This window comes from Pseudoalteromonas sp. Ld20 (assembly GCF_045064175.1).
Taxonomy (GTDB): Bacteria; Pseudomonadota; Gammaproteobacteria; order Enterobacterales; family Alteromonadaceae; genus Pseudoalteromonas; species Pseudoalteromonas neustonica.
In genome coordinates this window covers 14,689-27,993 of record NZ_JBISHB010000030.1, presented here as the reverse complement: position 1 = coordinate 27,993, position 13,305 = coordinate 14,689, and the positions used below count along the sequence as shown (strand labels likewise).

The 13,305-nt window shown below is 40.4% G+C and carries 11 protein-coding genes; 6 read left to right on the top strand and 5 right to left on the bottom strand.

All coding sequences use genetic code 11. The annotated features are described in order from the left end of the window. Positions 1-197: 197 nt before the first annotated feature. Positions 198-2,021 carry a translational GTPase TypA gene (gene typA, locus ACJJVX_RS05810; protein WP_054206889.1) on the bottom strand — a complete coding sequence of 608 codons (1,824 nt, stop codon included), beginning with the start codon at positions 2,019-2,021 and terminating at the stop codon, positions 198-200. Positions 2,022-2,530: 509 nt separating this feature from the next. On the opposite strand from typA, the gene glnA reads away from it, so the two are divergent. From glnA to ACJJVX_RS05785, 5 genes are all read left to right on the top strand, one after another. Then, positions 2,531-3,937: a glutamate--ammonia ligase gene (gene glnA, locus ACJJVX_RS05805; RefSeq protein ID WP_054206891.1), complete on the top strand. Its 1,407-nt coding sequence runs from the start codon at positions 2,531-2,533 to the stop codon at positions 3,935-3,937. A gap of 133 nt (positions 3,938-4,070) precedes the next feature. After that, complete coding sequence (locus ACJJVX_RS05800; RefSeq protein WP_231659121.1) at positions 4,071-4,583, top strand: DUF4124 domain-containing protein; 513 nt, start codon at positions 4,071-4,073, stop codon at positions 4,581-4,583. A gap of 90 nt (positions 4,584-4,673) precedes the next feature. Next, positions 4,674-5,744, top strand: a complete 1,071-nt coding sequence (glnL, locus tag ACJJVX_RS05795) for a nitrogen regulation protein NR(II) (protein ID WP_405630589.1) — start codon at positions 4,674-4,676, stop codon at positions 5,742-5,744. Between the two features lie 17 nt (positions 5,745-5,761). Further along, positions 5,762-7,150: a nitrogen regulation protein NR(I) gene (ntrC, locus tag ACJJVX_RS05790; RefSeq protein WP_054206894.1), complete on the top strand. Its 1,389-nt coding sequence runs from the start codon at positions 5,762-5,764 to the stop codon at positions 7,148-7,150. A 20-nt stretch (positions 7,151-7,170) separates the two neighbouring features. Then, the gene (locus ACJJVX_RS05785; protein ID WP_054452909.1) at positions 7,171-7,629 is read left to right on the top strand and encodes a cyclic nucleotide-binding domain-containing protein; all 459 of its coding nucleotides are present in this window, start codon (positions 7,171-7,173) and stop codon (positions 7,627-7,629) included. On the opposite strand, the gene ACJJVX_RS05780 is transcribed toward ACJJVX_RS05785, so the two are convergent. Then, complete coding sequence (locus ACJJVX_RS05780) at positions 7,618-8,421, bottom strand: arylamine N-acetyltransferase (protein WP_054206896.1); 804 nt, start codon at positions 8,419-8,421, stop codon at positions 7,618-7,620. The genes ACJJVX_RS05785 and ACJJVX_RS05780 overlap by 12 nt on opposite strands. A 79-nt stretch (positions 8,422-8,500) precedes the next feature. Next, positions 8,501-11,203 carry a putative bifunctional diguanylate cyclase/phosphodiesterase gene (locus ACJJVX_RS05775; protein ID WP_405630587.1) on the bottom strand — a complete coding sequence of 901 codons (2,703 nt, stop codon included), beginning with the start codon at positions 11,201-11,203 and terminating at the stop codon, positions 8,501-8,503. Positions 11,204-11,265: 62 nt separating this feature from the next. Between ACJJVX_RS05775 and ACJJVX_RS05770 the strand changes: the two genes are divergently transcribed. Then, positions 11,266-12,240: an extracellular solute-binding protein gene (locus tag ACJJVX_RS05770; RefSeq protein WP_054206897.1), complete on the top strand. Its 975-nt coding sequence runs from the start codon at positions 11,266-11,268 to the stop codon at positions 12,238-12,240. On the opposite strand, the gene ACJJVX_RS05765 is transcribed toward ACJJVX_RS05770, so the two are convergent. Then, positions 12,237-12,899: a hypothetical protein gene (locus ACJJVX_RS05765; RefSeq protein ID WP_170174023.1), complete on the bottom strand. Its 663-nt coding sequence runs from the start codon at positions 12,897-12,899 to the stop codon at positions 12,237-12,239. The genes ACJJVX_RS05770 and ACJJVX_RS05765 overlap by 4 nt on opposite strands. Before the next feature lie 56 nt (positions 12,900-12,955). Then, positions 12,956-13,243, bottom strand: coding sequence for a hypothetical protein (locus tag ACJJVX_RS05760; protein ID WP_054206899.1), 288 nt, complete (start codon positions 13,241-13,243; stop codon positions 12,956-12,958). Positions 13,244-13,305: the final 62 nt, after the last annotated feature.

Genomic DNA, 13,305 nt, shown 5'->3' with positions numbered 1-13,305 from the left:
CTATGGTGTTAGCTTTAGTGTCTAAATCTGTTTTAGGTAAAGCTTTATGTGGTTGTCTTTCACCTACAACCAATCTACCCAACCACGCTTGTTCTAATCTGACCGCTTATAGCTTACAACTCTTGTTTTCACCCACTAAAAAGCCGCTGTATCTTACAATACAGCGGCTTTTGAAATCATTATTCTAAATTAATAGATTATGACTTAGGTGCACGACCCGCACGTTTACGTTCGTTTTCTGTAAGGTGACGCTTACGGATACGAATGTTTAGTGGTGTAACTTCTACTAACTCATCATCAGCAATAAACTCAAGCGCTTGCTCAAGTGAATAGTTAAGTGCTGGAGTTAATGTTTGTGCTTCATCTGTACCAGATGCACGAACGTTAGTAAGTTGCTTACCTTTAAGCGCATTAACTGTAAGGTCGTTATCACGGCTATGAATACCGATAACCATACCTTCGTATACTTCAACACCGTGACCGATGAATAAACGGCCGCGCTCTTGTAAGTTAAATAATGCGTTAGTAAGTGCTTTACCTGTTGCATTTGCAATCATTACACCGTTCTTACGAACACCTAGCTCGCCACCTTTGTGCGGACCGTAGTGATCAAACGTGTGATAAAGTAAACCAGAACCTGATGTTAACGTCATGAACTCAGTTTGGAAACCGATTAAACCACGGCTAGGGATCATAAAGTCCAAACGCATACGGCCTTTACCATCTGGGGCCATATCAGTAAGCTCACCTTTACGAAGACCAATTTGTTCCATGATAGAACCCTGGTGCTCTTCTTGACAGTCAATTGTTAGTGTTTCATACGGTTCTTCTAACACACCATCAACTGTACGTAAGATTACTTCTGGACGAGATACTGCTAGCTCGTAACCTTCACGACGCATGTTTTCGATTAAGATACCTAGGTGTAATTCACCACGGCCCGATACACGGAAGCTATCAGGGTTATCAGTATCTGCAACACGAAGTGCTACGTTGTGTACTAATTCTTTGTCTAAACGCTCACGGATATTACGTGATGTTACAAACTTACCTTCTTTACCACAGAAAGGTGAGTTATTTACAGAGAATGTCATTGTTACTGTTGGCTCATCAACACTTAGTGGTGGTAATGCTTCAACGTTGCCAGGGAAACAAACTGTATCAGAGATCTTAAGCTCACCAATACCTGTTACTGTTACGATATTACCTGCGTAAGCTTTATCAGTTTCGATACGCTCAAGGCCAAGGTAGCTTTGTACTGCACCGATTTTACCGTTACGTTTAGAGCCGTCAGCACCAATAATAGTAACTTGTTGGTTAGGAGCAACAGAACCACGTTTGATACGACCTATACCGATTACACCAACATATGAGTTGTAATCAAGTTGAGAGATCTGCATTTGAAAGTCACCTTCAGGATCTGCATCCGGTGGTGATACTTCATCAACGATCATCTTGAACATAGGTTCCATGTTGTCTGATGGCTCGTCTAAATCTAGTGTTGCCCAGCCGTTGATAGCTGAAGCGTAGATTACTTTAAAATCTAACTGTTCGTCAGTTGCGCCAAGGTTGTCGAATAAATCAAAGATTTGATCCATAACCCAATCAGGACGTGCACCTGGCTTATCAATTTTATTGATAACTACGATCGGCTTTAAGCCCTGTGCGAATGCCTTTTGCGTAACGAAACGCGTTTGCGGCATTGGACCTTCTTGAGCATCAACAAGTAGTAATACTGAGTCAGCCATCGAAAGTACGCGTTCAACTTCGCCACCGAAGTCGGCGTGTCCTGGAGTATCAACGATATTGATATGGTAATCGTTCCATGAGATGGCTGTGTTTTTAGCCAAAATGGTAATACCACGTTCTTTCTCAATGTCGTTTGAGTCCATCACGCGCTCTTCGTTACCGCCGCGTGTTTCTAATGTACCTGATTGCTCAAGTAGTTTGTCAACCAGTGTTGTTTTACCGTGGTCAACGTGCGCGATAATCGCTATATTTCTTAACTTTTCGATGCTCATATATTCACTCAGAGAAATTGAATCTCAATGATCCTGCAGGGGCTTTACGCTCTCACCCGCGTTTTCACGAGATGTCCCAGCATTGGATTTAAAAGGGCGCATATTATCCCCTATAAATGACATGGATGAAAGTTTATCCAATATATATTTCAAAACTTTCTTAATAGTTCCAATAAGTATCTGTTTTATATATGACATTTTTATTAATTTAATTTCTGAATTAACTCTTATTTTGTACATTCAATACATTTCATGCCATATTTTGACAGTATTTTATAAGTAAGTTAGTTTTACAGCTGTGTTTATAATTCATACAAGTCGTACCAAATCCCGTTACGCACCAAAATGATCTTTTAACGCTTCATATTGGTGCAACGCAATAGGTAGCATAACGTAGAACTATAATTTTTAAACTTATAAACAAAGACTTATAAATATGGCACAGAAAACGCTTACTATAAACAAAAGCAATTATGCAGCAAAAATAAAACCCAACAGTTGGAGGACACATGTCACAATCGGTTTTAGATTTTATTAAAGAAAATGACGTTAAGTTCGTTGATTTACGCTTTACTGATACAAAAGGTAAAGAGCAACACGTTTCTATTCCTCATCACCAAGTTGATGAAGATTTCTTTGAAGACGGTAAAATGTTTGACGGTTCTTCAATTGCTGGCTGGAAAGGTATTAATGAATCAGACATGGTATTAATGCCTGTTGCTGAATCAGCTAAGCTAGACCCTTTCACAGAAGAAGCGACATTAATCTTACGTTGTGACGTCGTTGAGCCTGCAACATTACAAGGTTATGAGCGCGACCCGCGTTCAGTTGCTAAACGCGCTGAAGAGTATATGCGTTCTACAGGTATTGCTGATACAGTTTTATTTGGCCCTGAACCTGAGTTTTTCGTATTTGATGATGTTAAATACAAAACGGATATGTCTGGTTCAATGTACAAAATTGATTCTAAGCAAGCTGCTTGGAATTCAGATAAAGAATATGCAGATGGCAACACAGGTCACCGTCCTGGCGTTAAAGGCGGTTACTTCCCAGTTGCTCCAGTTGATGATTTCCAAGATTGGCGTTCAGCTACGTGTCTCGTTCTAGAAGAAATGGGCCAAGTAGTAGAAGCACATCACCACGAAGTAGCAACCGCTGGTCAAAATGAAATCGCGACTCGCTTTAATACGATGGTAATTAAAGCAGATGAAATCCAAGAGATGAAATATGTTATCCATAACATGGCTCATTTATATGGCAAAACTGCGACTTTTATGCCTAAACCAGTTGTTGGTGATAACGGTTCTGGTATGCATTGTCACCAGTCTTTAGCTAAAGACGGTGTTAACTTATTCGCAGGCGACAAGTACGGCGGTCTTTCTGAAGATGCACTTTACTACATCGGCGGTATTATCAAACACGCTAAAGCAATCAATGCGTTTGCGAATGCATCGACTAACTCGTACAAGCGTTTAGTACCAGGTTTTGAAGCGCCAGTTATGCTTGCATATTCTGCACGTAACCGCTCTGCATCAATTCGTATTCCAGTGGTTCCGTCTGAAAAAGGTCGTCGTATCGAAGTACGCTTCCCAGATCCAACAGCTAACCCATACCTTGCATTTTCTGCAATGTTAATGGCAGGTCTTGACGGTATCAAAAACAAGATCCACCCTGGCGATGCAATGGATAAAGATTTATACGACTTACCTGCTGAAGAAGCAGCTGAGATCCCAACTGTTGCGGCATCACTTGATGAAGCACTCTGTGCACTTAGCGCAGACCGTGAGTTCTTAACGCAAGGTAACGTATTTACTGATGACTTAATTGATGCTTACATCAAACTTAAGAGTCAGGAAGTTGAAAAGCTTAACATGACAACTCACCCAGTTGAGTTTGAAATGTACTATAGCTGCTAATAACGCTGTAGAGAAAATTATCTAATAGATAATATATATGTGTTCTCAAGGCCCGTTTTACGGGCTTTTTTTATGGTAAATTTGGTCATTATCCACTACAGTTTAATTAGTGCAAAAAATGCAGGACTGTACAGTGAAAAAAACAATTTTATTACTTTTAAGCATGTCTTTAGTTAGTATTAACAGCTACGGCGGTGACAAAAAAATCTACTCGTGGAAAGACAAACATGGCGTACTGGTATTTTCTGACAGCCCTAGAGCAGGAGCCCAAGAAATTAAATTATCAAGCCAAAATTTATCTATGCCCGCTGTTGATATTACCGTGTTAAATGAAGACAAGCCCGCTGCGGTGGTCAACTTTAAAATTGTTATTGCTTCACCCACTAATGAAGAAACTGTCCGTGAAAATACAGGGTCTGTTTACGTTACTAGTAGAATAGTTCCACGCTTTGAGAGCGGTTTTAAAATTCAATTACTCGTTGATGGTGTCGCATTCGCTAAGCCGAGCAACACGGGTACTTTTGCACTTCGTGATGTAAACCGCGGTGAGCACACATTGCAATTGAAACTATTTAACTCCGAAGGTTCTGTGGTCTCGGTTAGTGAAAGCAGCACTTTTTTTATGCATAGGGCATCGTCTTTGTAAGAATAGTGTTTTTTCTACCACGACACATTTCTTGTACGTAACTCTGTGATAAGCTGCTAAATATCATCAACGCACTAAAATGGTGCAACCATGCCCAACAATAAAATTTTCCGCCCCGAACTCCTCGCAAGTATTTGGCAAAATCTGACTACGGCCGTTATTTTACTTGATGAACGTTTTACCCTTGTGTACGCCAATGACAGTGCGAGTGAGCTATTAGGCTTAGGCCCTAAACGTATTTTAAAACAATCTTTCGATAGCCTATTTAGTTACCACTCAATTGATTTAAAACGAATAGCGCAATACGCTTTAATTGATGGTGTAGATTGCCACCAGCACAGAGCTGACGTAGTTTTCGTTGATTCTCGCCATGCTAAATTAGCGATTAGTGCACGACGCGTTATGCTAGAAAATGCCTATTATATTTTGCTCGAATGTCGGCAAACGGATGATGAAATCCGCCACGATCAAGCTTCAAATCAAATGCACCAATATCAAGCTGCACGTAACCTAATTAGGGGGCTTGCGCACGAAATAAAAAATCCTTTAGGTGGTATTCGTGGAGCGGCGCAATTATTGCAGTATGAGGTTGATCAGCAAGAACGGGATGAATGCGCTGAGCTAATTATTGAGCAAGCAGATCGCTTGCGAGAACTAGTTGATAGATTACTAGGGCCGAATCAATTACCGCAAAAATCATACGGTAATATTCACCAAACCTTGGAGTCGGTTATCAGGTTAAGTACTCTCGACAACTGTGCCAACATCAGTTTAGAAAAAGATTACGACCCGAGTATACCCGATGTGTTTATTGACCAAGGTAAAATTCAGCAAGTTGTGCTCAATATCGTACGTAATGCGCAGCAAGCATTAGTGAATGGTGGTGTAATCAAAATTAAAACACGCATCAACCAGCGCCAACGACGCCCCGGAAAACCCCCTAAAAAGGCCTTGCAGATACAAATTTCAGACAATGGACCAGGTATCGATCCTAGCATTAAAGAAACGCTATTCTACCCCATGATCACGAATAAAGAAGGTGGTTCTGGCCTAGGCCTTTCGATAGCGCAAACCTTGATCGACCAACACAATGGCTACATCGAGTGTGATAGCTGGCCTGGTCATACAGAATTTAATATATATCTGCCGTTTGTAGATTAAGCGGTTTTGGAGCACCTATGAAAACAGTTTGGCTTGTAGATGATGATGCATCAATTCGTTTCGTACTTGAAAAAGCCCTCACCCGTGCAGGATTTAACGCTGAAAGCTTTTCTAATGCACAAGATGTCCTCACTGCACTTAAATTTAGCCAACCGACTGTGCTTATTTCTGACGTACGTATGCCCGGAATGGACGGTATGGCACTGTTAGAACTAATAGCAGAGCAAAACCCAGGGCTGCCAGTTATTATCATGACCGCGCATTCAGATTTAGATTCAGCAGTCAATGCGTTTCAAAAAGGTGCTTTTGAATACTTAGCCAAACCATTTGATTTAAATGAAGCCGTCAGCCTTGTTGAAAGTGCGTGCCGTGCGAATGCGACAAAAAAGACCAAGCGTAAGCAAGCTCCCCCCAAAAGTGCGCACATTATTGGTGAAGCCCCCGCTATGCAGGAGGTGTTTCGTGCTATAGGTAAACTATCGGCATCAAGCATGAGTGTGCTCATTAATGGTGAGTCTGGTACAGGCAAAGAGCTTGTCGCCAGTGCTTTGCATAACCATAGCCCACGAAAAGAAAATCAATTTATTGCTTTAAACATGGCCGCCATTCCTAAGGAACTGGTTGAGTCAGAGCTCTTTGGGCACGAAAAAGGTGCCTTTACAGGTGCTGATAGCGTACGTAAAGGCCGTTTTGAACAGGCTAATGGCGGCACCTTATTTTTAGATGAAATCGGTGACATGCCATTGGATGTGCAAACACGCTTATTACGCGTATTAGCAGATGGTGAATTTTACCGTGTTGGTGGGCATCAAAGTATTAAAGTGGATGTGCGTATTATTGCTGCAACACATCAAAACCTTGAAGATCTCGTTAAGCAGGGTAAGTTTAGAGATGATTTATTTCACCGTTTAAACGTCGTCAGGTTACGCCTTCCCGCGCTACGTGAACGCACCGAAGATATAGAACGCTTAGCGCAACACTTTTTGCATAAAAGCGCCAAAGACTTGCAAGTAGAAAGCAAAATTCTTAGCCCAAAAGCAACCGATCAACTGCGCTTATTCAACTGGCCCGGAAATGTTCGTCAATTAGAGAACACTTGCCGCTGGCTAACCGTTATGGCACCGGGTGAATTGGTCAGTGAGCAAGATTTACCTCCTGAGATTCTCGAAGTAGAGGCGTCGCAACAAGAAGGTGACTGGCTCGATGCATTTCAGCAATGGCTGAATCAAGAGCTTAAACAAGGTAAAGAGAATATTTGGCCTAACGTACAAGCTCAATTAGAAACCCGCCTGATTAAAACGGCACTAGCCAACTGCGCTGGACACAAACAAGAAGCAGCAGTAAAAATTGGCTGGGGTCGTAATACATTGACCAGAAAATTAAAAGAGCGCAATATTAATTCATAAAATAACAATATTGGTTTTTGATGAAGTTAATCGAGCACATTCCTCTCATAAAACAGATGGAAATTATTAATAGACTGAATTTTTTTAAAGAGTTCTCACTCAACGAACGACAAGTTTTGCTTGAATCATTCAGTCAATTATATTTAATTAGCCAAAGCCGTTTTTTATTTAAGCAGTTTGATAACGACAAACGCTTATACATTGTTCTCAGCGGTGCCATTGTTGTCTATAAACACAGCCACTTACTTGACTTAGGCACAATTGAGCCTGGTGAATTTATTGGTGAAGGCGCATTTATTAACAACCGAGAGCGTAGCACCAGTGCACGCGCCAAAAGCGACACTATCGTGCTTGCTATTACACCTGAAGCACTGACTCGCTTACCTAATGTGATCCGCGAAAAAATTAAAGATCGTATTATTGAAGGCATGAGTGAACGCATTACAAAATTAAATGACTACCTTGAATCACGCGGCTAATTTGCATTTAAACAGCTTCTCAACGAATGTCTCAGGTACCTGAATTTTAAATACCTCTGTAATCAACTGATACAATTGCGCTGAACTTGTAATGGCTAATTCGGTGCTGTGCTTGTTCTTTTCATTCCAATAAAAATACTGATTGTTACGAATTAGAAAGCGCTCTGAGTCGGCTATACGCGATACAACTAAGTTATTTACAAATGCGGCACTTTGATGTTGATGACTATAAAAGTGAGCAATCTCACAATCACTTTCATAAAATTCACCGAGCTCAATACGATAAATATATTTGAGCTCTGGCTGAGTTTGCTTAACTTCAATGAAATTATCAGTACGTTTTACTTGGTATGTATTCACCCCTTGCTGATGCAACCCTGATTTATCAATAGGCAGCGGTATAATTGGTGTACTAACACCAAAGCCAACATCAATTAAATATTGCTTGTTATCCAAGGTGAGCAGAATGAGACGATGTGAGCGTGGGTTTTGTGTTTGGCCATTGAGCATTACACGGCCAATAAGTATTTTTACATCAAAACCAAGCGCCTCTAGTGCAAGGTGAAAAATTTTATTGTGCTCAAAGCAATATCCGCCCTCGCGCTGCTCTATCAAACGCTCAAACAATATTTTAGGCTCTAAACTTAGCACTTTATCTTGTAGTGCATTGATGCTGCTAAAGCTGTATTGCGCTAAATGCGCGGCTTGCATGTGTGAGACTAAATCTAAATCAAGCTGAGCATGCGTGTTAACTAATAGTGTCGCAAGGTAGTTTTTTATATAAGTGGGCATAGTTAGTCCTTTAAGGTATATAGGGTATCTAGAGTATGCACACATCTTAAAACCTCAAGCTAAGTTGAGGTCAATACTTTTATGCAATATTCAAACATGCGTAGTTCTCGTTATATAATTGCTCGGCATATTGTTCTGACAATGGTCGGCTCATTAAGTACCCTTGCGTGTAGTGGCAATATAGCTTAGATATTTTTTCAAGTTGATTGTCAGTTTCAATGCCCTCTGCAGTGACTGTTAAATTAAAGCTTTTTGCGATCGCACAAATTGCCTCCACTAATTGCAAAGAATCTTTACGGTGCTCTAAATCATTAATAAACGAGCGATCTATCTTCAATCCTGTCACGGGCAAACATGTCAACCGAGATAAACTGCTATAGCCTGTGCCAAAATCATCAATGTAAATACCAAACCCTAACGAATGCAAGCGCAGCAATGGCTCTATTAAACTGTCTTCTTCTGCCATCATTGCCGACTCTGTTAATTCTATTTTTATTTGTCGACAGCTGATAGAGCTCCGTTGCATTCGCGATTCCAACCAATCTAAAAACCCTTGACTATGTAGCTGAATAGGCGAAACATTAATACTTATAAATACTTCATTTCCTGATAGTGACTCAATAAAACTTAGAGCGCGCTCAAATACCCACTGACCTAGTTGAACTATTTTCCCGCACTCTTCAGCGATTGGAATAAATTCAGCAGGACTCACGTGACCTAAAGTTGGGCTATACCAGCGTAATAGCGCTTCAAAACCGTTTAGTTTACGGCCTTGGTTACAAAACATAGGCTGCAGGTGCAATGCTAACTCATCACTCACAGAGGATTCATGCAGCATTTTTTCAACTTGCAATTTACGTGATACCTCATCAGCAATACTATCACTATAAATATAATAACCATTTTTACCGCGTCGCTTTGCTTCATACATAGCAACATCTGCATCATGCAATAGCTTTTCCGCCGTGCACTCATTACAGGGTGCTTTAAATGGTCGCACGCCAACACTGCCACTCACCGTGTATTGCTGCCGTTGATAGGTAAATGGCCTACGGATCTCGCCCAGCAAATCCTCCATTACCCCTTCGAGCGGTTGTAGTAGCTTGTGCGTTTTAATTAAAATAGCAAACTCATCCCCGCCTAATCGAGCTATTGAGCTACAAAAACCCATTAATATTTGCATTCGGGCGGCAAATTCAATAAGGAGTTTATCGCCAGCTATATGCCCTAAAGTATCATTAATTAATTTAAATCTATCGAGATCGATATACAGTAAAATAAAATCATCTTGGGTGGCTTTTCTTTTTACTTCAAGCGCATCTAAGAATGTTTGCCTGTTCAGTAAATTGGTCAGCCCATCATGCTGTGCTTTATACTTTAATTGCTCATGAAACAAGGTGTGCTGAGTGATATCAATCAAACGCCCCTCATAACGACGATTCCCATCATGTGTTGCCCAATTACCTGTTTGCCTTAGCCACAACGACTTGCCTTGACCATTCACCCCTAACCACTCAAATTCTTGATGATTACTTTGCTGTTGTAAATACGACAGCCACTGTTGCTGAGAATGTTCATCAGCCATTAGTTGACTAAAACGTATTGATGTTGATTGCTTATGATTACTTAATAATAGTCGCTGGAAGGCCGGATTAGCCTCCAATATATGGCCATGTTCATTTAGTACAAACAGCCCTTCGTGGCTATTTAAAAACACACTTTTATATTTTTTTTCTGCCGCTAGTTGCTGCTGTAATGCAATAAGCCGCTGACTGGATTCCCGCTCTAATTGCTGATTCGTTTTTGCCAAACATGCAGTACGCTCAACCACTGTTTTGTTCACTAGTTCATTACGATTAAGCAACGTCCTTACATGGAGTAACACCATTAAACCACAAAGTAGTGCAATCACTTCAAACGCTATAATCAAACAAATACTGTCATCGAGTAATGAATGTGACAATTGCTCTTTGCTATATAAAGTAAGCTTAATAGGCTCACCAAAAAAATTTACCTCACTACTCGCGCCAGCTGCCAACTCAGATAACGAAAACGTATTTTTCCAATCAGAGCTAAAAATCAAACGGTCTGCGACAGCGACTTGTAAATGCTGCTCTGTTCTCAAATACACATCTGAAAAAAGACTATCGAGTAGATTATCAAGTAAAAAACTAATCCCTAGTACGTGTCTAAAACCATCTACATCGCCTTGCTCGATCAAAATACTCCATTTGTTCTCACGGTTTGGCCAGACGAGAAGATACAACTGGTTACTCGCTTGCAAGCGCGCAACATGTGCGTTATTAAGTGCCACACTTTCTCCAACTGTATGGCCATACTCTGCCACTGGTGCAGCGCGGTTTATAACGAGCATATGCTCGGCATTTGCTTCTACACCTTTAATTTTAAAATCAAAATGCCCAGCCTTTTTAAGCGCCTGCGTTAAAACTTGCTGTTGTTGTGGCTTAATTAACGCATACGACTCCAACCGCAATGGAACATCAATGCCCTGCAGTTGTGATTGTGCCAGTTGTAAAAATAATTCAGGTTCATATCCATTGAGTTGCTGATAGGCGTCAATTGAGTAAAGTAAATGCGAGATATGTAACAACTTAGTCTTTAAAAGCTGCTCATGGGTGGTTAATTGCTTTTCTAATGTTTGCCGCGTTTCATTTTGGTAGTAGCTATGCAATATAGAACCAACATAAAGCATCATGAAAAAATACAAAGCGAAAAGTAAGTAACCTATTTGCATAGGCTGTTTCAAAATATTTAATTTCACAATATAGACTTATCATTTAGATTATGTACACTAATTGAATACGATAATAATTCTTATTTGCGATGATTAAAAGTAAACTTTACCTTTTATTTCTATTTTCGGTACTAAGTGCTGATTTTACGTTCGCTAATCAAAGCGAAATTAACATTTACTCTTTTCGAAAGCAGGAGCTCATTGCACCTTTACTTAACGATTTTGAACAAACCACTAAAATCAAAGTTAATTTAGTCAATGGTAAATCTCAAGAACTATTGCGTCGTTTAAACAATGATGGTGCCCAAAGCTTAGCTGATATAGTGCTGAGCGCTGATTTGGCCCAATTGCATAATCATCGCCACCTTTTACAACCTTTCAACGATTTTGCACAGCTGATCAATGTACCTACCCAGCTGCGAGATACTAATAATCTGTGGTTAAGTGTATCAATACGAGGACGGGCATTATTTACCAGCGATACAACACACGTGCCTACACCAATCTACTATGGCGATTTACAACAACCACAATACCAAGAAACATTTTGCGTACGGGACTGGCAGCACAGTTATAATCAAACCTTGTTTGCTGGTCTACTTGCCAGTAATAACAACCAAGACTCAGCTTGGATACAACACGCAAATAAGTTATTGGTAAAACGCCCCAGCGGCTCTGATAGAGATCAGCTAAGGTCATTAGCGCAGGGAAAATGCCAGTTTGCTTTCGCCAATCATTACTATTTAGCAATGTTACAAAACTCTCAGAATAAGCGCGATCGCGATATGGCCAGCAAACTCTCTATCAACTGGCTTAAAAATCAGCAAGGGTTAACACCTATATCAACAACCACTGTGGCTATCGCCAAATATGCGCCAAACGCTGATAATGCAAATCGCTTTATTGAATACCTAATAAGTGACAGCGCACAAAAAATGTACGCCAGTTTGCTGGCTGAATACCCGGTCACCAGCGTAATTAAAAACAGTGAGTTTAAACCTGCGCTCGAAGGCGTTAAACGCAGCATAGGTTTATTAGATCAAGCTAAAGCAATCAGTCCTTAATCCATATAAACAATCTGTAATGAACAATTTAGCCATTGTGGACTCCCAACATGCGCAGTATAGCGAAATGTATCTGAGGGTTTTTCCCCAAAAGGTGTGGCGACCAAAGGGGTTGAATGCGTGTATGACTGCGAAGTACCTCTATAATTGATGATTACATAGTCCTCATAACGCCCCCACTCTAACTGAGCACGAGTACCATTTAATAATGTAAACGCGACCACGTTTTCGTGAAATGTCACTTGTAAATCGTTGTATCTGTCTTCGGAGCAGTTAGTTGTACGCATTAATTTGGGCATATTAAAGCCCGGCTCAATGTGCTCACCTCGTAGGTAAAAACCAATGTTACCATCGCTATAATGATGGTTTGCCACTGATACATAATTTAGCTGTGGTTGGTAGCCCATCAACTGCATAATATCAGCAAGTGACTGTGTTTCATGTGTGAGTAATTTATCTTGTGAGGTGAGCAATGTAGCCGCAGTAAACTCTTTCGGTATAGGCAATTGGGTAAATTGATAAGGTAATGTCTGCAGTTGTAATTGCTTTGTCAGTTGCTGCTTTTGTATTGCAGTTAAGCCTTGCGTATATACATAAACAGTCGGTTGTTGACACGCTGTTAGTAATAACAGCATGGCGATTAAAATTCCATTTTTCATAGTCACCTCAAATAGATTACAAACATAGTCTATTTGAGTTTCTCTTTTATAGCAACCTAATTTACTTGGCTATCAAGCCACGCATCAACACTTTTACGCGTATACAAAACGTCTTTAAATAAACGATGCCGCTGAAATTCAAGTAGCTTTTCTTTGCTATTTTCACCGCAACTCAATTGACTGTGATTGTCGTTAAAACGCGAAATTAAAGAAAAACCACGATCTGATCTATCAGGCACTTTTTTTACAATTTTGCTAAGTTCAGATCGTACATCGTCAGCGGTCATAAATCCCGAACCTTCCAAGCCCATTAGCTCTTTTTTCATGGCTGATCTAACGCCCATTTTAAATCTCCAGTACTGCGGCATTTGTAATTAAATGGCCAACTAAATATCGAATTCGACTC